Source organism: Rhizobium sp. S152, from assembly GCF_030380735.1.
In the GTDB taxonomy this organism is placed as follows: Bacteria; Pseudomonadota; Alphaproteobacteria; order Rhizobiales; family Rhizobiaceae; genus Rhizobium.
Genome location: NZ_JAUDRZ010000008.1, coordinates 71,652 through 93,520 on the forward strand (window position 1 = coordinate 71,652; position 21,869 = coordinate 93,520).

At 62.6% G+C, this 21,869-nt stretch carries 21 protein-coding genes and 1 tRNA gene; 15 read left to right on the forward strand and 7 right to left on the reverse strand.

All coding sequences use genetic code 11. The features are described from left to right. Nucleotides 1-13 precede the first annotated feature (13 nt). The 4 genes from yihA to rpmH form a co-directional block, all read right to left on the reverse strand. Nucleotides 14-670: a ribosome biogenesis GTP-binding protein YihA/YsxC gene (gene yihA, locus QTL95_RS09875; protein ID WP_289719806.1), complete on the reverse strand. Its 657-nt coding sequence runs from the start codon at nucleotides 668-670 to the stop codon at nucleotides 14-16. 140 nt (nucleotides 671-810) lie between these two features. Continuing rightward, a complete protein-coding gene (gene yidC, locus QTL95_RS09880; protein ID WP_289719807.1) occupies nucleotides 811-2,601 on the reverse strand; it encodes a membrane protein insertase YidC in 1,791 nt (596 codons plus the stop codon). Continuing rightward, entirely contained in the window at nucleotides 2,601-3,002 is a 402-nt protein-coding gene (gene rnpA / locus QTL95_RS09885) for a ribonuclease P protein component (RefSeq protein WP_289719808.1), read from the reverse strand. The genes yidC and rnpA overlap by 1 nt, the downstream gene beginning before the upstream one ends. A gap of 20 nt (nucleotides 3,003-3,022) precedes the next feature. Then, entirely contained in the window at nucleotides 3,023-3,157 is a 135-nt protein-coding gene (gene rpmH, locus QTL95_RS09890) for a 50S ribosomal protein L34 (protein WP_065689331.1), read from the reverse strand. A 448-nt stretch (nucleotides 3,158-3,605) separates the two neighbouring features. Between rpmH and QTL95_RS09895 the strand changes: the two genes are divergently transcribed. The 4 genes from QTL95_RS09895 (at nucleotide 3,606) to QTL95_RS09910 (ending at nucleotide 7,917) form a co-directional block, all read left to right on the forward strand. Continuing rightward, on the forward strand, nucleotides 3,606-5,606 hold the full coding sequence (locus QTL95_RS09895) for a methyl-accepting chemotaxis protein (protein ID WP_289719809.1): 2,001 nt from the start codon (nucleotides 3,606-3,608) through the stop codon (nucleotides 5,604-5,606). Nucleotides 5,607-5,744: 138 nt separating this feature from the next. Further along, complete coding sequence (locus QTL95_RS09900; protein ID WP_289719810.1) at nucleotides 5,745-7,262, forward strand: ATP-binding protein; 1,518 nt, start codon at nucleotides 5,745-5,747, stop codon at nucleotides 7,260-7,262. A gap of 121 nt (nucleotides 7,263-7,383) precedes the next feature. Continuing rightward, nucleotides 7,384-7,460: transfer RNA gene (locus QTL95_RS09905), tRNA-Arg, on the forward strand. A gap of 175 nt (nucleotides 7,461-7,635) precedes the next feature. After that, nucleotides 7,636-7,917: a type II toxin-antitoxin system ParD family antitoxin gene (locus tag QTL95_RS09910; protein ID WP_289719811.1), complete on the forward strand. Its 282-nt coding sequence runs from the start codon at nucleotides 7,636-7,638 to the stop codon at nucleotides 7,915-7,917. Between the two features lie 135 nt (nucleotides 7,918-8,052). Here QTL95_RS09910 and QTL95_RS09915 read toward each other — a convergent pair whose 3' ends face one another. After that, complete coding sequence (locus QTL95_RS09915; RefSeq protein ID WP_289719812.1) at nucleotides 8,053-8,265, reverse strand: hypothetical protein; 213 nt, start codon at nucleotides 8,263-8,265, stop codon at nucleotides 8,053-8,055. Between the two features lie 209 nt (nucleotides 8,266-8,474). Between QTL95_RS09915 and QTL95_RS09920 the strand changes: the two genes are divergently transcribed. From QTL95_RS09920 to QTL95_RS09940, 5 genes are all read left to right on the forward strand, one after another. Further along, entirely contained in the window at nucleotides 8,475-8,804 is a 330-nt protein-coding gene (locus QTL95_RS09920) for a hypothetical protein (protein ID WP_289719813.1), read from the forward strand. Nucleotides 8,805-8,924: 120 nt separating this feature from the next. Further along, nucleotides 8,925-9,296 (forward strand): surface protein, encoded by a 372-nt coding sequence (locus QTL95_RS09925; RefSeq protein WP_289719814.1) that lies wholly within the window; start codon nucleotides 8,925-8,927, stop codon nucleotides 9,294-9,296. A 553-nt stretch (nucleotides 9,297-9,849) separates the two neighbouring features. Then, nucleotides 9,850-11,136, forward strand: a complete 1,287-nt coding sequence (locus tag QTL95_RS09930; RefSeq protein WP_289719815.1) for an alpha/beta hydrolase — start codon at nucleotides 9,850-9,852, stop codon at nucleotides 11,134-11,136. A gap of 87 nt (nucleotides 11,137-11,223) precedes the next feature. Further along, nucleotides 11,224-12,471 (forward strand): NAD(P)/FAD-dependent oxidoreductase, encoded by a 1,248-nt coding sequence (locus QTL95_RS09935; RefSeq protein ID WP_442981280.1) that lies wholly within the window; start codon nucleotides 11,224-11,226, stop codon nucleotides 12,469-12,471. A 55-nt stretch (nucleotides 12,472-12,526) separates the two neighbouring features. Further along, nucleotides 12,527-13,564: a 4-hydroxyproline epimerase gene (locus QTL95_RS09940; RefSeq protein ID WP_289719816.1), complete on the forward strand. Its 1,038-nt coding sequence runs from the start codon at nucleotides 12,527-12,529 to the stop codon at nucleotides 13,562-13,564. Between the two features lie 3 nt (nucleotides 13,565-13,567). On the opposite strand, the gene QTL95_RS09945 is transcribed toward QTL95_RS09940, so the two are convergent. Next, on the reverse strand, nucleotides 13,568-14,050 hold the full coding sequence (locus QTL95_RS09945) for an RbsD/FucU family protein (protein WP_289719817.1): 483 nt from the start codon (nucleotides 14,048-14,050) through the stop codon (nucleotides 13,568-13,570). Beyond that, nucleotides 14,034-15,281 (reverse strand): ROK family transcriptional regulator, encoded by a 1,248-nt coding sequence (locus tag QTL95_RS09950; RefSeq protein WP_289719818.1) that lies wholly within the window; start codon nucleotides 15,279-15,281, stop codon nucleotides 14,034-14,036. The genes QTL95_RS09945 and QTL95_RS09950 overlap by 17 nt, the downstream gene beginning before the upstream one ends. Nucleotides 15,282-15,516: 235 nt before the next feature. Here QTL95_RS09950 and QTL95_RS09955 point away from each other — a divergent pair, with 235 nt between their 5' ends. The 6 genes from QTL95_RS09955 (at nucleotide 15,517) to QTL95_RS09980 (ending at nucleotide 21,851) form a co-directional block, all read left to right on the forward strand. Further along, nucleotides 15,517-16,542 carry a sugar ABC transporter substrate-binding protein gene (locus tag QTL95_RS09955; RefSeq protein ID WP_289719819.1) on the forward strand — a complete coding sequence of 342 codons (1,026 nt, stop codon included), beginning with the start codon at nucleotides 15,517-15,519 and terminating at the stop codon, nucleotides 16,540-16,542. Between the two features lie 300 nt (nucleotides 16,543-16,842). Continuing rightward, nucleotides 16,843-17,922 (forward strand): ABC transporter permease, encoded by a 1,080-nt coding sequence (locus tag QTL95_RS09960; RefSeq protein WP_183901236.1) that lies wholly within the window; start codon nucleotides 16,843-16,845, stop codon nucleotides 17,920-17,922. Next, the gene (locus QTL95_RS09965) at nucleotides 17,922-18,704 is read left to right on the forward strand and encodes an ATP-binding cassette domain-containing protein (RefSeq protein ID WP_289719820.1); all 783 of its coding nucleotides are present in this window, start codon (nucleotides 17,922-17,924) and stop codon (nucleotides 18,702-18,704) included. The genes QTL95_RS09960 and QTL95_RS09965 overlap by 1 nt, the downstream gene beginning before the upstream one ends. Further along, nucleotides 18,701-19,327 (forward strand): nucleoside triphosphate hydrolase, encoded by a 627-nt coding sequence (locus QTL95_RS09970; RefSeq protein ID WP_289719821.1) that lies wholly within the window; start codon nucleotides 18,701-18,703, stop codon nucleotides 19,325-19,327. The genes QTL95_RS09965 and QTL95_RS09970 overlap by 4 nt, the downstream gene beginning before the upstream one ends. A gap of 117 nt (nucleotides 19,328-19,444) precedes the next feature. Next, nucleotides 19,445-20,485 (forward strand): dihydroorotase, encoded by a 1,041-nt coding sequence (pyrC, locus tag QTL95_RS09975; protein WP_289719822.1) that lies wholly within the window; start codon nucleotides 19,445-19,447, stop codon nucleotides 20,483-20,485. Nucleotides 20,486-20,672: 187 nt separating this feature from the next. After that, the gene (locus QTL95_RS09980) at nucleotides 20,673-21,851 is read left to right on the forward strand and encodes a GGDEF domain-containing protein (protein ID WP_289719823.1); all 1,179 of its coding nucleotides are present in this window, start codon (nucleotides 20,673-20,675) and stop codon (nucleotides 21,849-21,851) included. The last annotated feature ends 18 nt before the right edge of the window (nucleotides 21,852-21,869 follow it).

Sequence of the window (21,869 nt, forward strand, 5' to 3'; positions counted from 1 at the left end):
GGGCGCCTCTTTTTCATTTCCAGTTGGCGACGCCCACCGTCTGCGCGATCGCTTCTCGAAGATCGTCGAGTCCCTCGCTCTTTTCCGATGACGTCGCGATGATGCCAGGGAAGGCCGCGGGACGTTTCTTGATCTTCTCGGCTGTTTCGGCGAGCAGCTTTACCACCGCCGGCGGCTTGATCTTGTCGGTCTTCGTCAGCACCACTTGGTAGGACACGGCGGCCTTGTCGAGCAGATCCAGCACCTCGTCGTCGTTCTTCTTGATGCCGTGGCGACTATCGATCAGAACGTAGACGCGTTTCAGCGTCGCGCGGCCGCGCAGGTAATCGAACACCAGCTTCGTCCAGGCATCGACATGGTCCTTGGGCGCCTGCGCATAGCCGTAGCCCGGCATGTCCACCAGCGCCATCGGCGGCAGATCGCCGGCCTCGCCGGAAAAGCCTTCGGGCACGAAATAGTTGAGCTCCTGCGTGCGGCCGGGCGTATTCGAGGTGCGCGCCAGCCCCTTGTGGCCGACAAGCGCATTGATCAGCGACGACTTGCCGACATTCGACCGGCCGGCGAAGGCCACTTCCGCAGGTCCTTCCGGCGGAAGGAACTTCATGGACGGCACGCCGCGGATGAAGATCCACGGACGCCCGAAGAGCGGCTTGTCGTTGTTGTCGGTCATTCGGCCTTTTCCAGCGCGTCAAATTCCAAGAGGGTATGGCATTCAGGTTTCAGGCGATTTTGTCAACCGGCGGTTCCGAGATGAACCGTCACGAAGACGACCCTGAAAAAGAGAAAGCCCCGGCGAACCGGGGCTTTTCGTCATTTGTCCGCTGGTGCCGGCTTTCGCTTGAACAGGTTCTTCAGGTTGCTGAACAGCTCGACCTTCACCCCGTGGCGGCGCATGATCACCGCCTGCTGGATGACCGAAAGCGTGTTGTTCCAGGCCCAGTAGATGACCAGACCGGCCGGGAAGCTTGCCAGCATGAAGGTGAAGACCAGCGGCATCCAGTTGAAGATCATCGCCTGCGTCGGATCGGGAGGTGTCGGGTTCATGCGCATCTGCAGGAACATCGTTACACCCATGATCAGCGGCCAGACGCCGAGATGCAGGAAGGTCGGAGCCGCGAACGGCAGCAGGCCGAACAGGTTGATGAACGAGGTCGGATCGGGTGCCGAAAGGTCCTGGATCCAGCCGAAGAACGGTGCGTGGCGCATCTCGATGGTGATGTAGATCACCTTGTAGAGCGAGAAGAAGATCGGGATCTGCAGCGCGATCGGCCAGCAGCCGGCGATCGGGTTGATCTTTTCTTCCTTGTAGAGCGCCATGGTCGCCTGCTGCAGCGCCATGCGGTCGTCGCCGAACTTCGCCTTCAGCTCTTCCATCTTCGGCTGCACGCGCTTCATGTTCGCCATCGAAGCGTACTGCTTGCTGGCGAGCGGGAAGAACAGCGCCTTGACGACGATCGTGGTCATCAAGATCGCGACGCCGAAGTTGCCGAAGTAACGGAAGAAGAAGTCCATCAGTTTGAACATCGGCTTCGTCAGGAAGTAGAACCAGCCCCAGTCGATCAGGCGATCGAAACGCGGAATCTGGTAGGAAGCCTCGTAACCGTCGATGACGGGAACTTCCTTGGCGCCGGCGAAGACGAGGTTCTTGAGCTCGACCGACTGGCCGGGCGCGACGCTGACGGCGTTCTGCTTGTAGTCGGCCTGGAAGCGCGGCTGCCCATCCGTGAAGTGGCTGAAGCGTGCGTCATAGGCGGTCGTCTGCGGCGGAATGATCGTTGCCGCCCAATATTTGTCGGTGATGCCAAGCCAGCCGCCGGTCGCGGTCGCCGGCGTTACGGCTTCCTTCTCGACTGCAGAGTACTTGCTTTCGATCAGGCCGTCGTCGCCAATCACGCCGATGAAGCCTTCATGCAGCACGTAGGTCGAGGCGACTGCCGGCTTGTTGTAGCGTGTCACGCGGCCGTAGGACGAGAGAGCAGCCGCTGCATCGCCGGCATTGGTGATCTTGTCGGTGACGGTGAACATGTAGTGATCGTCGACCGAGATCGTGCGGGCGAAGGTGATGCCCTTGTCGTTGGTGTAGGTCAGCGTAACCGGGGTCTTCTCGGTCAGCTTCGCGCCCTCGGGCGCCGTCCAGACGGTCGAGGGGCCCGGAACGCTGCCGGTCGCCGCGTCGCCGATATAGCCGAGTTCGGCGAAGTAGCCGTCCTTGGTTTCCGACGGGCTGAACAGCGTGATGATCGGGCTCGAGTCGTCGACGGTCTCATGGTAGCCCTTGAGCTTCAGGTCGTCGAGGCGGGCGCCGGCGAGGTTGATCGAGCCGGAGAGCGACTGCGTGTCGATGATGACGCGCGGGTTCTTGGCAAGCGCGTCGGCAAGCGAGGTCGTCGCCGCTGCCTGGCCGGTCGGAGCGGAACCGCTCGGCTGCGCGCCACCGGCGGCCGGCGCGTTGTGCGTCTGCTCGGTCGCCTGTTGCGCCTTCTGTGCCTGCTCGGCCTTGCGCTGCGCTTCGATGCGCGGGTTCATGTAAAGGAATTGCCACCCGAGAACGATCAGCACGGAGAGGGCGATCGCAATGAAGTAGTTGCGGTTGTTTTGCATCATACGTTCCTGGGGCGGCCGTCTCCGGACCGCTTGTGTTTCGGCTTCGTCTCGACGCGAGCCTTGAGCTCAGCGGCTAATTCTTTGAAGGATGCTTGGAGCACGTCCCTTCGCGCGACAACCACATAGTCGTGTCCGGGCTGCATTGCAAACCCTGCATGAAGTCGCACCGCCTCTTTGAGGCGCCGCCGCATGCGGTTTCTCTCGACCGAGTTACCATGTTTCTTGGTGACGGTGAAGCCGACGCGGGCTTCGGTATCGGGTTCCTTCCTGTCGAGCACCTCGAGAAGGAAGAAGCCGCCCCTGCGTTTTTCGCCATTGCGAACAGCAAGAAACTGCGGGCGGTTTTTCAACCGCCCGGCAGTCTTTTTCAATTCCTGGGTCGTCGGTTCGCCCGCCATCTGATCGGGCAATTCCGGCCTTAGGCCGAAAGACGCTTGCGGCCGCGACCGCGGCGAGCAACGATGACCTTACGGCCGCCCTTGGTAGCCATACGTGCACGGAAACCGTGGCGACGCTTGCGAACAAGCTTGGATGGTTGGTAGGTACGCTTCATTTATTTTAATCACCGCGGAGTGCGGCCCTTCTTGAATTTGCATATTGCAAGGAGCGTTGTTTTTCGAACGGGCGAGGCTATCAAAAGCCTTATATGACCGGACGTGCGGCGGCTTATACGGATGAAGGCGGCCAAAGTCAATTACGTGCGGGAAACGCCCGCCGAAGGGAAACCGGGCCAGCGCTCCCGCCCGCCCTTAACGACTGTGACAGGCGTTGATGCGGGCTCGAAGAGCGGCAAATCCATCAAGATCAACCGAAGCGCGTGCCGCATTGAAAAGCGCCGAAGAAATGCACGTAAAAATTTGCATCGAGCGACTAAGCGCGGGTAATTTCTAGTAGTGCCGCCAGCGCTCATCTGAAATTCAACGTTAATTTATTTGGGCCAAATTTAGCCATCGGCCAACTACGTGTGTTCCTGGCCTCGACGGCTCCAGGGGGGATGTTTCATGAAGATCAAAGGTAAGATCAATCTGCTTGTGTCGGCCATGTGTGGCGTGGCGCTGCTGATCGGCGCGACCGCATTGTGGGCGGTCAACCAATACGACCATAACCTGTCGGCCTACGAGGACGCGTCCGACCGCGCTTATGCCGGCGAACAGCTGAACCGCTACGTGACGGCCACCGTCATGGAAGCGCGCGGCATCTACAGCGCGCCCACGACCAAGGAAGCCGCGGCATTCGCCAAGGGTATTCTCTCCAACCTGGACAGGATCGACGAAGTCATCGCCAAATGGGCGCCGCTCGTTCCGGAAGACCAGAAAGCCGCCTTCGCCAAGCTCGGCGACCGCGCCAAGGAGTTCCGTACCTTCCGTGCCGAAACCGCGCGCCTCGGCACCGAAGTCAGCCCGCAGGCTGCCAACGAGCAGGGCAACAACGAAGCCAACCGCGCCAACCGCAAGGCGTTTCAGGCCGAGATCGACGCTGTCGTCGCAACCGACAAGGCGACGCTCACCGCGGTCGACCAGCAGGTCGACCGCTTCCGGACATCCGTTCTCTGGCTGGTCCTGACGATAACCGGCCTCGGCATCCTCGCCGGCGTCGCCATGGGTCTTTACATCGGCACCGTGCATCTGAGTGGCCCGATCAACCGCCTGACCCAGGCGATCAAGAACGTCGCCGACGGCAACTTCGACGCCGAGGTGCCGTTTGCCGGTCGCCAGGACGAAATCGGCGAGATGGCCGCGACCGTCGCCGTGTTCAAGGAAAACGGTCTTGCCGTCCGCCGCATGAATGCCCAGGAAGCCGCCATGCGCGCCAAGAGTGACGACCTGCAGTCGAGCATGTCCGTCGTCGTGGCCGCTGCCGCCGCCGGCGACTTCAGCCGCCGCATCGACAAGGATTACGGCGACGAGAGCCTCAACCAGTTCGCCAGCAACATCAACAACTTGCTCTCGGGCGTCGACAGCGGCGTCGGCGAGACCCGCCGCGTCATCGCCAAGCTATCGGAAGGCGATCTGACGCAGACCATGCGCGGCAATTTCCAGGGCGCCTTCGCCGAGCTGCAGCAGAACGTCAACAACACTTTCGAAACGCTGCAGACGACGATGCGCGAAGTGCGCGAGACGGCCGAGACCTTCCACGGCAACACCAACGAGTTGCGTGCCTCGAGCGACGACCTGTCGAAGCGCACCGAGCAGCAGGCCGCGGCGCTGGAGCAGACCTCCGCCGCGCTCGACCAGATCACCGCCGTCGTCAACAACTCCACCGAGCGCGCTCAGGAAGCCACCGTCATGGTGTCGGCCGCCAAGGACGATGCCGGCAAGTCCGGTATCGTCGTGCGCAACGCTGTCGAAGCCATGGGCCGCATTGAGCAGGCGTCGATGGAGATCAGCCAGATCATCAACGTCATCGACGAGATCGCCTTCCAGACCAACCTGCTGGCGCTCAACGCCGGCGTCGAGGCGGCCCGCGCCGGCGAGGCCGGCAAGGGGTTTGCCGTGGTTGCCCAGGAAGTGCGCGAACTCGCCCAGCGTTCGGCAACGGCCGCCAAGGACATCAAGGGCCTGATCACCAAGTCCGGCGACGAAGTGCAGGTCGGCGTCAAGCTGGTTCAGGAGACCGGTGCGGCGCTCTCGGCGATCGAAAAGCGCGTCAATGCCATCAACGATCACATCCATTCGATCGCCACGGCAGCCAAGGAGCAGTCGACGGGCCTGAAGGAAGTCAACACCGCCGTCAATCAGATGGACCAGGTGACCCAGCAGAACGCCGCGATGGTCGAGGAAACCTCCGCCGCGACCCACAAGCTCTCGGCCGAAGCAGACAGCCTCGTTCGCCTCATCTCGCGCTTCAGGGTTTCCAATGCACCGGCGGCGGCACCCGTGGCCGTGGCCAGCCGCGGAGATTATCGCCCCGTCGCCTCGCCGGCCCGCCGCGCCATGGGCACCGTCGCCCGCGCGTTCAGCGGCAATGCTGCGCTCGCCGATCAGAACTGGGAAGAGTTCTGATCTTCCCGACGATCACTTTGCGAACGCCGCCTCCGGGCGGCGTTCTTTTTTGCCGCATCGCGAAGATTTGAAAGCGCTGAAGGATAAGTCTAGGATAAAACACTGACATGGCGCCAATCGCGCGAGCGGACGAAAGACATGCCTGACCACAATCCCGGCGACGGTTTGACAGCAGACAAGGCGACGGCACCCGAACTCGGCCAGGATGCTGTGCGCCCGTTCGGCCGCTTCGCCGGCCTTTCCGGCAAGCTGCTATGGCTGACCGTCATCTGCATCATGCTCGCCGAAGTGCTGATCTTTTTCCCGTCGGTTGCCAATATGCGCCTGCGCTGGCTGGACGAGCGGCTGAATGCCGCCGCCGCCGCGGCGCTCGTCATCGATGGTCTGCAGCCGGTCGATCTGCCGCGCGCGCTGCAGAAGGAAACGCTGATGGCCACGCACACCAAGGCGATCGTTCTGCGCAAGGACGGTACCTCACGGCTATTGGCGACCGCCGACATGCCGAATTCGGTCGACGCGCAATATGACCTGACGGACGTTCCGCCTATGACGGCGATCCGCGATGCGCTCGACACCCTGATCTTCGGCGGCGACCGGATGATCCGCGTCTATGGTCCTGTGCTCGATACCAATACCGGCGTCGAGGTGCTGATGAAGGACAAGTATCTGCGCAACGCGATGCTCGTCTATTCGCGCAACGTGTTTCTGCTCTCCATCCTCATCGCGCTCTTCACCGCGACGCTCGTCTTCTTCGCGATCGATAGAATCCTGATTCGCCCGATCCGCAAGCTCACCGGCAGCATGCAGCAGTTCTCGAGCGATCCTGAAAATCCGCAGCATATCTTCGTGGGCGATGGCGGCCGCGACGAACTGGCGCTCGCCGGCCGGCATTTGACGTCGATGCAGCTGGAGCTGCAGAAGACGCTGAAGCAGCAGCGCAATCTTGCAGCACTCGGCCTTGCCGTCTCCAAGATCAATCACGACATGCGCAACATCCTCGCCTCGGCACAGCTGATGTCCGACCGCCTTGTCGATGTCGACGATCCCATGGTGAAGGCCTTCGCGCCCAAGCTTTTGCGCACCATCGACCGAGCTGTCGGCTATACGACCGAAGTCCTTTCCTATGGCCAGGCAAGCGAATCGGCCCCGCGCCGGCGCCGCCTCAGCCTCTACGAGCTGACGCAGGACGTGAAGGACATGCTGGCGATCGACGCGGAAAGCGGCGTGGAGTTCATCGAGCAGATGGCGCCCGATCTGGAGGTCGATGCCGACAGCGAACAGCTCTTCCGCGTCATCCACAATCTCTGCCGCAACGCCCTGCAGGCGCTGGCCATGCCGCGCACCGGAGCGGGGGGCGTGAAACAGATCACCGTGTCCGCGCAGCGCGTCGGCAGCGTCGTCAGCATCACCGTGGACGATACCGGCCCCGGCATGCCCAGCAAGGCCCGCCAGAACCTCTTCGCCGCCTTCCGCGGCTCCGCCCGCTCGGGCGGCACCGGCCTTGGCCTCGCGATCGCCCGCGAGCTGGTACTCGCCCACGGCGGCACGATCGCCCTTGTGGAAAAGCCCTCCGTCGGCACCCAGTTCCGCATCGAGATCCCGGATCGTCCGGTTTCCCTGGAAGATTACCGCAGCCGCGCGCTTTCCGAGAAGTGACGCGGATTCCGTACGCCGGCTCAAATGTGCGAAAGGCGCGATTTTTTAAAAAAGCCTATTGCATTACCCGAAAGGACCCTCTAGAGAACCGCTCACGCCAGCGGGACACACCGCTGCAGACGCACCCGTAGCTCAGCTGGATAGAGCACCAGACTACGAATCTGGGGGTCAGGAGTTCGAATCTCTTCGGGTGCGCCACTTCTCTCTTCAGTGAATTCACCAGCACGATACGTCCGCTACGCGGGCCACGTTTTTCCGCGCGGGCTTTGATCTCTGCCGCGTATGCGGACAGGTCTCGGTGCTTTCACGATGCCCGCAGCAATCGAGTATGATTTATTCATACCGTGTGCTATAGTGTTCGGCGAGGTGTCCGATGGCCAACATTGAAAAGCGAACGATTAGCCTCCCTGGCGACCAGGCGGCTTTCATTGATGCCAAGGTGCAGGCCGGCGAATATGCTTCCGCCAGCGAAGTGATCCGCGCGGGTCTCCGGGCATTGCGGGAGCGTGATAAAGCCGTTGAGCGCTGGCTCAAGGGCGAGGTTGCCGCATCGTATGATGCGATGAAAGCCGATCCAGCACGAAGAGTATCCGTCGATACGGCCTTTGCTTCCGTTCGCGACCGTCACGCCGCGCGTGTGAAAGCCCATAAGTGATCGTGCGCGAAATTGTTCTTTCCCCAGAGACGAGCAGGCATCTTCTGCTGCTCTACGACTGGATCGCGGATCAGGCGTCTCCGGATATTACTCTGGCTTATGCGGGTCCGCTATTCGAAGAAAAGCGGAACTGATCTAGCGCCCGCGCCGCATCGACGATGCGGCAAGGCCGGCGGCGAAGGTGATGGCGGCGGCGGCGAGGCCGGCGCAGATCAGGCCGGCCGGCGTTATCCTGAAGCTCCCTTGTACGGTGATGTGCTCCCCGACGCGCATGTCGAAAACCGATTTGATCTCCTCGGGGTGCGAGGGGACGGGCAGCGTATCATCTTCCTCTTCCGCATGTGCCATTTCACGCTCCGGTGCTCAGCGGCTGCGGACCATTCCGCGCCGGGCACAGGATAGCATGGCGCCTTTCGAAATCCATCGCCCGCGACTTTCTCGGCAGGTTACGGCTCCTCGGATAGCCTGACGCAATGTTGCGCGGCCATGGTCGCGTCGATGGCGCGCATTCCGCGCTGCTTTGTCGTGCAATCGCGGTCCATGCGGCCGGAGGGAATATGCTGGGTAGTCTGGTTCGGGTGGTGGTCTTCTGCGGGTTTGCTGCGGTGCTTGGCGGTTGCGTGGATCATGCCAACGCGCCGCTCATCGTTCCGGTTGCCGCGCAGACCGATCCGCCGCTCAATTTCACCGGCGTCGCCCACACCATCTGCGTTGCGGACGGTAACTTCATGTACGCTGAGGCGCGCCGCCAATACGAACTGCGCGCCGGCATGACCAATATGCCCATCGACGCGGCCAACGAGGAAGCGACGGCCCGCGCCGCCGCCCGCCGCCAGTACGTGGCCTGCCTTTCCAGCCAGGGATATCGCACGGTCTACGATCGCTAGAACAGCGTCCTCATCACGCGCAATCGCCTGCAATCACGAGTGCCGGAGGCCGGCCTGCGGCGAGGAACCCGGGCGGTTGGGACGCATTGTCTTCATGTAAATCCGAAAGGAGGGTTTATCATGAAGATGTCTCGTATTGCGTTCCCTGCAGCCTCGCTTGGTGCCTTTCTGGCGATCGCGACCTGCGGACCTGTCATGGCGCAACAGATGCCCGTGCCGTCGGCCACTGCCGCCGTCGGCACCATGGAAATGGCCCAGAATACTCAGCAGCCGGGTTACTGGCACGGCTATCGCGGCTCGCGCACCGAGCGCGCCGGCACGCGCCTTCACGATGGTTACTGGTACCCGCTGGCAGCCTTCGGCGTCGAGCCGAGCACGACGGGCTCCATCGCCAGCCCGATGGCAAGGCCTATGGAGCGCCAGACCTATTGCCAGAACACTTTCGGCGGCACCAATGGCGACGGCAGCATGCCGTGCGACAACGGCTTCTGATTGATGTGATGAATGAGACCGAGCCGGATTCGCGGCTCGGTCTTTTTGATGTCGACGATCCTGGTGCGCCTCTCGGACATTTGGGGAGAGGCCGCAAATGCAGGGGCGCCGTTGCCTTCGAAAGTTTTGTTTTGCTCAATAAACCGACCGGATGATCGAAAATGCTGCAAAAATAGGCTCCCAAAGCAAATCTCATTTGCCAGCATTGCGTCTGATGCATTGCTGCGTTGCGGGAATTCTTCTGTTCCTGAGTAAAAGGATGGGCTACTTATCTTCTCGAAGGCAGCGCACTCCTCCTCCCAGCGCTCCTTCATCGGACTGACAACACTCCTCCTCCCAGTTGTCAGTCAGGATCAAGAGCCCGGTGCACCTCCTCCCGCGCCGGGCTCTTTTCTATTCGGCCCTTCGTTTTGAAACCTGTTGCCGATTCTCCCCATGCTTCCGCCCATTGCCTTGCACCGGCGCCACCGTTCCCGGCCTTGGTTTGACTTGCTCCGTTCACGCGGCCTATCTGAGGGCGGCCGAACGGGTACCGGAATTTGTTGGAGTGGGCATGATTGAGAAAACTCGTTCCGCGCGACGCGCATTGGCTGGCGCCGTGCTTGCCGCTGTTGTTCTCACCGGGTGCGGTGGCCGCCTGATCGGCGTCATGCAGCCAGCCGGCGTCTCGGCGTCGGCCAACTCCGCCGGTACCTCGAAGGTCGATCTCCTCGTCGCGACCACGCGCGCGCCGGACAAGGACCCCGCCGTCCTCTTCTCGGGCGAACGCGGCACCGGGCTTGCGGTAAACGCCGTCGAGGTCTCCATTCCGCCGGACGCCAATCGCAAGGTCGGTCAGGTGCAGTGGCCTAGCAAGCTGCCGGCCGATCCGCAAAAGGATTTCGTCACGGTCGCCGTCGATCCGCTGGAGGGCGAGCATGCCGGCGAGAAGTGGCTGAAGACGCATATGCCGAAAAGCCGTCGCGTGCTGATCTTCGTGCATGGCTTCAACAATCTCTACGAGGACGCCGTCTATCGCTTCGCGCAGATCGTTCACGATTCGCACGCGGACGTGGCGCCCGCCGTCTTCACCTGGCCGTCGCGCGGCAGCATCTTCGACTACAACTACGACAAGGAAAGCACCAACTACTCCCGCGATGCGCTGGAGGAGCTGCTGCGCCGCACCGCCGACAATCCCGCCGTCGACGACATCACCATCATGGCGCACTCCATGGGCACCTGGCTCACGGTCGAGGCGCTCAGGCAGATGGCAATCCGCGATGGCCGCGTGGCGCCGAAGATCAATAACGTCATCCTTGCCTCGCCCGATCTGGATGTCGATGTCTTCGGTCACCAGTTCGCGAGCCTCGGCAAGGACAAGCCGCATTTCACGATCTTCGTCTCGCGCGATGACCGCGCTCTGGCGCTCTCGCGCCGCATCTCCGGCAATGTCGATCGCCTCGGCCAGATCGATCCGTCGGTGGAGCCGTATCGCAGCAAGCTGGAAGCGGCCGGTATCACCGTTCTCGATCTCACCAAGCTCAAGGGCGGCGATCGCCTGAACCACGGCAAGTTCGCCGAGAGCCCGGAAGTGGTGAAGCTGATCGGCGACCGGCTGATCGCCGGGCAGGCGATCACCGATTCGCAGGTCGGCCTCGGCGAGGCTGTCGGCGCCGTGGCGATCGGCGCCGCGCAGACGGTCGGAAGTGCGGCAAGCGTCGCCGTCAGCACCCCGATCGCGATCTTCGACCCGCGCACGCGGCGCAACTACGATGCGCAGCTTAAGCGCCTCGGCCAGTCGGTGGAGAACACCGCGGGCTCGGTGGGCGATAGTGTTGGCGCGGGCATTCCGAACCAGTAAAATTTTCGTAGGAAAATGCCGCGGTTCTGATATATCACATGTGGAGGCGGTTGCCGTTCTGGCCACCGTGCGATGGGCGATGGCATCATGGAAGATACGAAGAAGACGGTTGCGGTTGTCGGTGCAGGTGTCATCGGCGCGGCGATTGCGTTTGAGTTGCAGCGTCGCGGCCTGCAGGTCACCCTGATCGACAAGGGCGAGCCGGGCAGGGGAACCTCCTACGGCAACATGGCGAGCGTGGCGCTGGATTTCGCCGCCGGTTCAGGCCCGTCCACATGGCGCAAGATCCCCGGCTGGTTGCTCGATCCCGAGGGGCCGGTATGGCTTCGACCCTCTTATGCGTTGAAAATGCTGCCTTGGTTCCTGCGTTTCATCTTGGCTGGCCGGCCGTCGCGGCTGCGGGAGATCGAGGATGCGGGCATGAGCCTGTCGGCGCATGCGCTGGCCGATTTCCGCGCCATGCTGTCGGCGATCGACGCACCCGGCCTGATGACGGACGAGGGCTGCCTTGCGATCTACGAAACCGAGGCGGAATTCGCCGGCGATCGCGGCCATGTCGAGATGATGCGCCGCTACGGCTTCCAGTTCGATGTGCTCGACGGCGGCGCCATTCGCGAGCTTGAGCCAACGCTGTCGCCCGCCATTCCCAAGGCCGTGCTGCTGCCCGACAACAAGTCGATCCGCAATCCCTATGAACTGGTGGTGAAGCTCGCCGCTTCCGCCCGCGCGCTGGGCGCGAGCTTCGTTTCCGGCGTGGTGCGCAACATCCAGAAGAGCGGCGATGGCACCGCTGTCGTCCTTCTGGAGGACGGACAGAGGATCACGAGCGACTTCGTCGTACTCGCCGCCGGCGTCCACACCCGCACCCTGGCCGAAAAGCTCGGCGAGCCGATCCCGCTCGAGACCGAGCGCGGCTATCATACCCAGATCATGAAGCCCGGTATCGACATGCGCTATTCCGTGATCTGGCCGCACCGCGCCTTCATGATCACGCCGACGGCGGGCGGCATCCGCGTCGGCGGCAATGTCGAACTCGCCGGCCTCGATGCCGCCCCCGATTTCCGCCGTCCGCGTGTGCTGGTTCGCCACGCGCAGCGCGCGGTGCCCGGCCTCAAGGTTGAGGACACCACGGAATGGATGGGCCATCGGCCATCGCTGCCGGATACGATCCCGATCATCTCGTCGTCGTCGAAGATGCCTGGCGTCTGGTACGCGACCGGCCACGGCCATCTCGGCCTCACCTATTCGGCAACGACAGCACGGCTGATCGCCGATATGGTGACAGGCGCCAAGCTCGCGGTCGACGTCACGCCGTTCCGTATCAACCGGTTCTAGAGAATATACGCTTCGATGGCGGCCTGGTCTGCCACGCTTGATTGGGAGTTGATTGATGAGATGGAAGCGCACGATCCAGCTGCTGGACGTTCACGCGGAAGGTGAGATCGGCAAGGTCGCGATTGGCGGCGTGCCGAAGATCCCGGGCGAAACGGTCGCGGCACAGCTGCATTGGCTGAACACGGATCCGAAGGGCCAGGAGCTGCGCCGCTTTCTTTGCCTAGAGCCGCGTGGAGCCCCTATCGGCTCCGTCAATCTGCTGCTGCCGGCCAAGCACCCCGATGCCGACGCCGCCTTCATCATCCTGCAGCCCGACCAGGCGCATGCAAGCTCGGGGTCGAACTCGATCTGCGTGACGACCGCACTGCTCGAATCCGGCATCGTCGAAATGCAGGAGCCGGAAACGGTGGTGACGCTGGAAACGGCGGCCGGCCTCGTCAAGGCCACCGCCACCTGCCGCGACGGGCGGTGCGAGAAGGTCAAGCTCACCATGGTGCCGTCCTTCGTGCACGAACTCGATGTCGAGCTGGACACGCCGCAATGGGGCAAGATCAAGCTCGATCTCTGCTATGGCGGCATCTTCTACGCGCTTGTTGACGTGGATCAGATCGGCTCGAAGATCGAGAAGGCGAATGCCGCGACGCTGGTGCAGGCCGGTATGGTCATCAAGGACCTGATCAACCGCAGCATTCCTGTCGTCCATCCCGAGATCCCGGCGATCTCGGGCGTCGCCTATGTGATGTTTCGCGATCTCGAAGCTGATGGCACCGTGCGAACCTGCACGACCATGTGGCCGGGTCGGGCCGACCGTTCGCCCTGCGGCACGGGCAATTCCGCCAACCTCGCGACGATGCATGCGCGCGGCAAGGCGAAGGTGGGCGACAGCTTCAAGTCGCGCTCGATCATCGATTCCGAATTCGAGGTCGGTCTTATCGCCGAAACCGAGGTTGCCGGTCGCCCGGCGATCATCCCGACCATCACCGGCCGCGGCTTTACCTTCGGCCTTTCGCAGGTGGCGCTCGATCCCTTCGATCCGCATCCACTTGGTTTCGCGCTTACGGATGTCTGGGGTCCGCAGGCCGGCGATATCTGACGTTCAGTAGTCGAACGGGTCGGCTTCGCCTTTCGGGGAGGCGTGGTCGCCCGTCTTCTTCGGGTAGATCACGCCCTTGCGCAGGATGATATTGCCGTAGAGCCTCGGCTCGCTGGTCTGGATGATGGCGTGGGCTGCGCGCACGCGGCCGTAGAAATCAGGGCCGATCAACGGAACGACGTCCCGGTTCGGCTCGTGCCTCGCGCAGCAGTCGATCATCTCCTCATGCACCGGATCGAGCTTGTCGCGGTCGGCCTTCACCGTTGCGCGGAAGATCGCCTGCTCCACGAAATCGTCGATCGGCAGCACGCTCAAGACCGCATCCAGAACGCGGATCACACCATGCCCGTCGAGGCGGATCAGCCGTCGCGCATGTTCCAGGCCCGGATAGTTGCCATCGACGATGGCGATCTCGTCGCCGTGACCCATCGCCCGAAGCGTCGAAAGCAGCTCCGGGCTCAGCAGCGGATCAAGTCCCTTCAGCATGTTCGACCTCCTTGAAAAGCACGTTCTGGTCCGTGAGATAGCGGGCGAAGATCGGCAGGCTGGCGCCGCCGATGGCGCGCGCATGAGCGCCGACCATCCCCTCGATGATATCGGGCATGACGACGCCCTGCAGGTCGAGCTTGTCGGCTTCGTGGATCGTTGCCTGCACCAGGCGCTCGCGCACCCAGTCGGGAAAGCCGCCGTCGATCACGGCGGCGCTGAAGTCGATGATCGACGCCGCCGCGACGATGCCCTGCGCCAACGCCTTGGCGGCATCCTGGATCCACAGTTCCAGCGGCTCTCCAAAGTCGATCCAGTCGTCGGCGGAGTACCATAAAGGCTGCGGATCGATGCCGCGCTCGCGCAGCATGTTTTCGAGCACGAAGATCGAGGCGACCTCGAGCAGCTGCAGCGTTTCGCCGTTCTTGCCGCGCACCGGCAGCGGCCCGATCGCTCCGGCCGTGCCCGTGCGACCGGAAAAGATCGCCGAGTTCAAGACGATGCCGCCGCCGATGAACGAACCGATGAAGAAATACACGAAATCCGGATGCTGCGGACCGATGCCGAACACCAGTTCCGCCCCACAGGCGCTGGTGGCGTCGTTCTGCAGATAGACCGGGTAGGGCACGCGGGCGGCGATCTCTCCATGCAGGTCGAAATCACGCCAGACATCCATCGCGCCCTTGGGCGAGCCCACTTCCTCTTCCCAGTTCCAGAGCTCGAAGGGGGCGGCGATCCCGACGCCGGCGATCCGCTGCCGCTGGCTCGCGTCGAGCCTGCTTTCCAGTTCGCTGATCCCTGAAGTGATGAAGTCGAGAAAGACCTCGGGCAGGGGATAGGCGTAGGTGACGTGCAGCTGCATCCGGATCTTGCCGACGAAATCCATCAGCACCAGATCGGCGCTGCGCCGGCCCATCTTTACGCCGAAGGAATAGACCGCGTCGGGATTGAGCCGCATCGGGATCGATGGCTGTCCCACCCGGCCGCGGATCGGTTCGCCGCGCGACAGCAGCCCTTCCTTCTCCAGCGCACGCATGATCACCGAAACCGTCTGCGCCGAAAGCCCGGTGCGCCGCGCCACATCCGCCTTCGATTGCGAGCCGTGGAGACGCACCAACGAGAGCACGAGCCGTTCGTTATAGGCACGCACCCGGACCTGGTTCGCACCGCCCGCTGGACTGAGGTTAGGCTGTTGGGCCGGCATGTAAACCGGACCTCCCATGGACGACATCGGTGCTCCTCCCGTTTATCGACCTATGCGTTATTTCGCGTGAGCATGCCATAGCGAATAAATAATTCAATTGGATTTATTTATTGACAAGCCGAATGTTCTTGCCCTTAATTAGCATCGTAAACAGCACGGATCGGCTCGGAGGAGGCCATCGGCGCTATTCGCAGACGATGTTCGTGCTCGTCAATTCCGGTCAAGCCAAGGGGCGCGCCGGTGAAAACTCTGGGAGGAGTAAATGAAGAAATCAGTTCTGTCTGCCGCGCTCGCCACGCTTGCGATCGGTGTCGCCTTCTCGGCGCCTGCAAAGGCCGCGGACGTATCCGCCTGCCTTATCACCAAGACCGATACCAACCCCTTCTTCGTCAAGATGAAGGAAGGCGCGACCGCCAAGGCCAAGGAACTCGGCGTCACGCTGAAATCCTACGCCGGCAAGATCGACGGCGACTCGGAAAGCCAGGTCGCCGCGATCGAGACCTGCATCGCCGATGGCGCCAAGGGTATCCTGATTGCCGCCTCCGACACCAAGGGCATCGTGCCGAACATCAAGAAGGCCCGCGACGCCGGCCTGCTCGTCATCGCGCTCGACACCCCGCTTGAGCCGATCGACGCCGCCGACATGACCTTTGCCACCGACAACTTGCTCGCCGGCAAGCTGATCGGGCAGTGGGCCAAGGAAACGCTGGGCGACAAGACAGCCGACGCCAAGGTCGCGTTCCTCGACCTGACGCCGTCGCAGCCTTCCGTCGACGTGCTCCGCGACCAGGGCTTCATGATGGGCTTCGGCATCGATCCGAAGGATCCGAACAAGATCGGTGACGAGGACGACAAGCGCGTCGTCGGCCACGACATCACCAACGGCAACGAAGAGGGCGGCCGCACCGCGATGGAAAACCTTCTGCAGAAGGATCCGACCATCAACGTCGTCCACACCATCAACGAACCGGCAGCCGCCGGCGCCTATGAAGCGCTGAAGGCCGTCGGCCGCGAGAAGGACGTGCTGATCGTCTCCGTCGACGGCGGTTGCCCTGGAGTCAAGAATGTCGCCGACGGCGTCATTGGCGCCACCTCTCAGCAGTACCCGCTGCAAATGGCAGCTCTCGGTATCGAGGCGATCAAGAAGTTCGCCGACAGCGGCGAGAAGCCGAAGCCGACCGAAGGCAAGAACTTCTTCGACACCGGCGTGACGCTCGTCACGGACAAGCCGGTCTCCGGCGTCAAGTCGATCGACACCAAGGAAGGCCTGGGCAAGTGCTGGGGCTAAGCGATCGGGCCTAAGACCCCTCCCAACCCTCCCCACAAGGGGGAGGGCTAACCCGGCCGGTTCCGCTGAGCCTTGATTGGGGCAAGTGGGTGCAGCCAGTCTTCTCCCCCCTTGTGGGGGGCTCGAAGAGCGGGTCGAGACAAGTGGCTCGACCCCGGCAAGCCGGCAGGCCAGAGGGGGACTTTCCCGGTGCAACGACTGTCACCCCAGGCGGCCGGAAGGCAGGCCTGGGGAAAGACCACCACTCACATGCAATCGTCCCGCGCACGCACAGCGGACGGGATTCCGGGAGGAACATCCATGAGTGAGCCAACCGCGGCATCGCCGCATCACGATTACGAAAAAGTCCTCAAGGACAGTTCGACCGACGTCGCCTCGTTCGACACGGACGACAAGAGTTTCCTTCAGAAGTTCCGGCATTTCCTGCATTCGAGCCCATCGGCGGTGTCGCTGATCGTGCTCGTGCTGTCGCTGGTCATCTTCGGCGCCCTCCTCGGCACCAAGTTCTTCTCCGCCTTCTCGCTCACGCTCATCCTTCAGCAGGTGGCGATCACGGGTATCGTCGGCGCCGCGCAGACGCTTGTCATCATGACGGCTGGTATCGATCTCTCGGTTGGCGCCATCATGGTGCTGTCCTCGGTGGTCATGGGCCAGTTCGTCTTCCGCTACGGCCTTCCGGTCGAGCTGGCCATCCTCTGCGGCTTTGCCGTCGGCGCGATCTGCGGCTTCATCAATGGCTGGCTCGTCGCCCGCATGAAGCTGCCGCCCTTCATCGTCACGCTCGGCATGTGGCAGATCGTTCTCGCGACGAACTTCCTCTATTCCGCCAACGAGACGATCCGCGCCCAGGAAATCGAAACCACGGCGCCGCTCCTGCAGCTCTTCGGCGATACCTTCCGCATCGGCGGCGCGGTCTTCACCTATGGCGTCATCGCCATGGTGCTGCTGGTGGCCTTCCTCTGGTACGTGCTGAACCACACGCCCTGGGGCCGTCATCTCTACGCCGTCGGTGACGATCCGGAAGCGGCTGAACTGTCGGGTGTCAACGTCAAGCGCATGCTGATCTCGGTCTATGTCCTCTCCGGCATCATCTGTGCGCTCGCCGGCTGGGCTCTCATCGGCCGCATCGGCTCGGTATCGCCCACCGCCGGCCAGTTCGCCAACATCGAAAGCATCACCGCGGTGGTGATCGGCGGCATCTCGCTCTTCGGCGGTCGCGGCTCCGTTCTCGGCATGATGTTCGGCGCGCTCATCGTCGGCGTCTTCTCGCTCGGTCTGCGCCTGCTCGGCACGGACGTGCAATGGACCTACCTCTTGATCGGCGTCCTCATCATCGTCGCGGTCGCGATCGACCAGTGGATCAGAAAGGCAGCAGGCTAATGGCTACCGAACCCCTTCTCATGGCGCGTGGTCTCGTCAAGCGCTACGGCCGCGTCACCGCCCTCGACCATGCGGATTTCGATCTCTATCCGGGCGAAATCCTGGCGGTGATCGGCGATAACGGCGCCGGCAAGTCCTCGCTCATCAAGGCGATCTCCGGCGCCATCCGCCCCGACGAAGGCGAAATCCGCCTCGAGGGCCAGCCGATCAACTTCCATTCGCCGATGGAAGCCAGAAAGGCCGGCATCGAGACCGTCTACCAGAACCTTGCCCTGTCGCCGGCGCTCTCGATCGCCGACAACATGTTCCTCGGCCGCGAGATCCGCAAGCCGGGCTTCATGGGCAAGTTCATGCGCAAGCTCGATCACTCGGCGATGGAAAAGATGGCGCGTCAGAAGCTCACCGAGCTTGGCCTGATGACCATCCAGAACATCAACCAGGCGGTGGAAACGCTGTCCGGCGGCCAGCGCCAGGGGGTTGCGGTGGCGCGTGCAGCGGCTTTCGGCTCCAAGGTCATCATTCTCGACGAGCCGACGGCGGCGTTGGGCGTCAAGGAAAGCCGTCGGGTGCTCGAACTTATCCTCGATGTCCGCTCGCGCGGCATCCCGATCGTGCTGATCTCGCACAACATGCCGCATGTCTTCGAGGTGGCGGATCGGATACACATACACCGTCTCGGTCGCCGCCTCACGGTGATCGATCCGAAGGAATACACCATGTCCGATGCGGTTGCCTTCATGACCGGCGCCAAGTCGGTCCCCACGGAGCCGGTTGCCGCATGAGCATGACAATTGAAGACATCGCCGGCGAGGTCATCCGCCGCGCCGGCGACCAGAAGCGCTTCCTGATCGCCATCGCCGGCCCGCCCGGCGCCGGCAAGTCGACCATGGCGGATCACATCGCCGATGCGCTCAGGGCGCGCGGCGAAACCGCCGCCGTCCTGCCGATGGATGGTTTCCACATGGACAACGCCATCCTCATCGAGCGCGGCCTGCTTGCCCGCAAGGGCATCCCCGAAACCTTCGACGTGCGTGGGTTCCTCGATATCATCCGCGCCGTGCGCCCGGCCGACCAGGAGGTTCTCGTTCCGGTCTTCGACCGCTCGCGGGAACTCGCCATCGCCTCGGCCCGGCCGATCACGCCGGAGCACCGCTTCATCATCGTCGAGGGCAACTATCTGCTGTTCAGCCAGGGCAAGTGGAGCGAGCTCGAAGGCATCTTCGATTATTCGATCATGCTCGCCCCGCCAATCGAGGTGCTTGAGGAACGCCTCTGGGCACGCTGGCGCGGCTACAAACTGAGCGAAGAGGAATCCGCCAGGAAGGTCTACGAGAACGACCTTCCCAACGGCCGGCTGATCCTCGGCAACCGCCGTCGCGCCGACGTCACCTTCGAGACCGACTAAACGCCGGAACGCGCCGGCGGTCCGATGTAGAATTGACCTTCGGAATGTTGCCATCGGCTGCATTGGGGTGATAATCCCCCGGCTGAACCTTGAAGGTCAGCCGCCGGAGTCTCCTCAATGCAATCGATCACCATCCGCCGCCCCGATGATTGGCACCTGCACCTGCGCGACGGCGCCATGCTGGAGGGCGTCATCGGCGATACCAGCCGCGACTTCGCACGCGCCATCATCATGCCGAACCTCGTTCCGCCGGTGGTGACCACCGCCGATGCCGAGGCCTACAAGGCGCGTATCATGGCAGCCCTGCCGAAGGGCGATCGTTTCCAGCCGTTGATGACGCTCTACCTCACCGAACACACCGACCCCGATGATGTCGAGAAGGGCAAGGCAAGCGGTCTCATCACCGCCGTCAAGCTTTACCCCGCCGGCGCCACCACCAATTCGCACGGCGGCGTGCGCGATATCGAAGAGGCCATGCCGGTGCTGGAGCGCATGGCGAAAATCGGCCTTCCGCTTTGCGTTCACGGCGAAGTAACGACATCGGATGTCGATATCTTCGACCGCGAGGCGGTCTTCATCGAAACCGTCCTCGATCCGTTGCGCAAGCGCCTTCCGGAACTGAAGGTGACGATGGAGCATGTGACGACCAAGGACGGCATCGACTACATCAAGTCGTCCAAGGCCAATCTCGCCGGCTCGATCACCACCCATCACCTGATCATCAACCGCAATGCCATTTTGGTTGGCGGCATCCGGCCGCACTATTATTGCCTGCCGGTCGCCAAGCGCGAACTTCACCGCCTTGCCCTGCGTGCCGCTGCGGTGAGCGGCGATCCGCGCTTCTTCCTGGGAACGGATTCGGCGCCGCATGTCGATCCGCTGAAGGAATGCGCCTGCGGCTGCGCCGGCATCTACACCTCGGTGAATACGATGAGCTGCCTTGCCCACGTCTTCGAACAGGAAAATGCCCTCGACAAGCTGGAAGCCTTCACCTCGCTGAACGGCCCGGCCTGGTATAGTCTTCCCGTAAATGAGGAAAGTCTAATTCTCGTCAAGCGGCCGGATCCCGTTCAGTTTCCGTCGAAGATCGAGACCGGCGCCGGAACGGTAACTGTTTTCGATCCAATGTTCCCGCTGCATTGGGACGTTCAGCGATAGAAATTATTCTTTAAGACCGGGATCTATATTGTCGGATCTCCTTGATGGTGGCATGCATGTGCCACCGTCACGTCGATTTTTCTTTGACCATTTCATTTTTAACGAAGCCGCTAAGACATTGGTCATAACCCGATGGCTAGTCTGCGGAAGATTGAGGACTGCGGCATTAGCCGCATGGGTTTGAAGCATGACGCTTGATTACAACTCCCTGCTGATCGCGCTTGCCGTTTCGGCAAGCTGCCTGGCAGCAACCTTGTTCGGCAGCTGGATAGGGCGCCGTACGGAAACCTTTCTTCTCGCTTGTACATTCGGGCTCGTGCTGGTCGTGGGCGGCATCGTCGTGTACGGCATGTATGTCGCCGAGCCGTCCCCGTCGCTGGGCGCGGCGACCTTCGCGTTCCTCCATTCCGGCATCGCCATGGCATGGGGTGCCGGATATGAATTCCGCACAGGGCGTTTTCCTGTCATTCGCACCGTCATCTGCGCTGCCGGCGCAGTGATCCTGTCCGTGCCGCCCATTGTCTTCGGCTATGACGGCCTCGGCTTCATCGCTCAAAACACCATGCTGTCGGTCGTCATCTTCGCGACCGCCTACCAGTACTGGCTTGCCCGTGCCGAGGCACGTGCGCCGCTGATCGCGATCACCGTTCTCTATTCGCTGACCGCCGCTTCGTTCGCCCTGTGCGCCATCGTTCTGATCGCCGGCGGCAAGCTGGTGCTGGAGGCCGCGCCGAGCGGCTGGGCGGAAGATCTCAACATCGGCGTCTGCATTGCCAGCATGACCGGCATCGGCGCCTTGTCGCTGGCGCTTTACCAGTGGCGCGTCGCCGCCCGTCATCGTATCGAGGCAATCACCGATCCTCTGACCGGCCTGCTCAACCGCCGCGCCCTGTTCGACCGCTACGGCGGCCGCACGATGGATGCCGCCACCGCCGTCGTCGTCTTCGATATCGATCATTTCAAGTCGATCAACGACACCCACGGCCATGCGGCGGGCGATCAGGTCCTGAGAGCCTTCGCGGCGATCCTGGACGAAAACTGCCGCGCCGGAGACGCCGTCGCGAGGTTGGGCGGCGAAGAGTTCGCACTGGTGCTCGAAAACGCAAAGGCCGGCCATGTCGAAGTGGTGGCCGATCGCATCCGCAAGAGCTTCGAGAGTTTCGAATTTCGCGCCGAAGGCAAGGCAGTGCGGTGCACTGTCAGCGCCGGCGTCGCACTGGCGCGCATTGTGCCCACGCATTTCGATGCCATGCTGAGCGCCGCCGACAAGGCGCTCTACGGTGCCAAGCGCGGCGGCCGCAATCGGGTGGAGCTCGCCAGCCACCTCCACACCGTTCCAGCTGAAACGGTTCGTACGGGCTCTTGATCCTCATGCCTGGTTGAT

Excerpts from the sequence above, each read along its gene's own strand:
- QTL95_RS09900 (WP_289719810.1), top strand. The coding sequence starts at position 5,745 with ATGCCTGACCACAATCCCGGCGACGGTTTGACAGCAGACAAGGCGACG.
- QTL95_RS09970 (WP_289719821.1), top strand. The coding sequence starts at position 18,701 with ATGAGCATGACAATTGAAGACATCGCCGGCGAGGTCATCCGCCGCGCC.
- QTL95_RS09960 (WP_183901236.1), top strand. The coding sequence starts at position 16,843 with ATGAGTGAGCCAACCGCGGCATCGCCGCATCACGATTACGAAAAAGTC.
- QTL95_RS09950 (WP_289719818.1), bottom strand. The coding sequence starts at position 15,281 with ATGTCGTCCATGGGAGGTCCGGTTTACATGCCGGCCCAACAGCCTAAC.
- QTL95_RS09915 (WP_289719812.1), bottom strand. The coding sequence starts at position 8,265 with ATGGCACATGCGGAAGAGGAAGATGATACGCTGCCCGTCCCCTCGCAC.
- yihA (WP_289719806.1), bottom strand. The coding sequence starts at position 670 with ATGACCGACAACAACGACAAGCCGCTCTTCGGGCGTCCGTGGATCTTC.
- rpmH (WP_065689331.1), bottom strand. The coding sequence starts at position 3,157 with ATGAAGCGTACCTACCAACCATCCAAGCTTGTTCGCAAGCGTCGCCAC.
- QTL95_RS09940 (WP_289719816.1), top strand. The coding sequence starts at position 12,527 with ATGAGATGGAAGCGCACGATCCAGCTGCTGGACGTTCACGCGGAAGGT.
- pyrC (WP_289719822.1), top strand. The coding sequence starts at position 19,445 with ATGCAATCGATCACCATCCGCCGCCCCGATGATTGGCACCTGCACCTG.
- QTL95_RS09945 (WP_289719817.1), bottom strand. The coding sequence starts at position 14,050 with ATGCTGAAGGGACTTGATCCGCTGCTGAGCCCGGAGCTGCTTTCGACG.
- yidC (WP_289719807.1), bottom strand. The coding sequence starts at position 2,601 with ATGCAAAACAACCGCAACTACTTCATTGCGATCGCCCTCTCCGTGCTG.
- QTL95_RS09925 (WP_289719814.1), top strand. The coding sequence starts at position 8,925 with ATGAAGATGTCTCGTATTGCGTTCCCTGCAGCCTCGCTTGGTGCCTTT.
- QTL95_RS09935 (WP_442981280.1), top strand. The coding sequence starts at position 11,224 with ATGGAAGATACGAAGAAGACGGTTGCGGTTGTCGGTGCAGGTGTCATC.
- QTL95_RS09920 (WP_289719813.1), top strand. The coding sequence starts at position 8,475 with ATGCTGGGTAGTCTGGTTCGGGTGGTGGTCTTCTGCGGGTTTGCTGCG.
- QTL95_RS09965 (WP_289719820.1), top strand. The coding sequence starts at position 17,922 with ATGGCTACCGAACCCCTTCTCATGGCGCGTGGTCTCGTCAAGCGCTAC.
- QTL95_RS09955 (WP_289719819.1), top strand. The coding sequence starts at position 15,517 with ATGAAGAAATCAGTTCTGTCTGCCGCGCTCGCCACGCTTGCGATCGGT.
- QTL95_RS09895 (WP_289719809.1), top strand. The coding sequence starts at position 3,606 with ATGAAGATCAAAGGTAAGATCAATCTGCTTGTGTCGGCCATGTGTGGC.
- QTL95_RS09980 (WP_289719823.1), top strand. The coding sequence starts at position 20,673 with ATGACGCTTGATTACAACTCCCTGCTGATCGCGCTTGCCGTTTCGGCA.
- QTL95_RS09910 (WP_289719811.1), top strand. The coding sequence starts at position 7,636 with ATGGCCAACATTGAAAAGCGAACGATTAGCCTCCCTGGCGACCAGGCG.
- QTL95_RS09930 (WP_289719815.1), top strand. The coding sequence starts at position 9,850 with ATGATTGAGAAAACTCGTTCCGCGCGACGCGCATTGGCTGGCGCCGTG.
- rnpA (WP_289719808.1), bottom strand. The coding sequence starts at position 3,002 with ATGGCGGGCGAACCGACGACCCAGGAATTGAAAAAGACTGCCGGGCGG.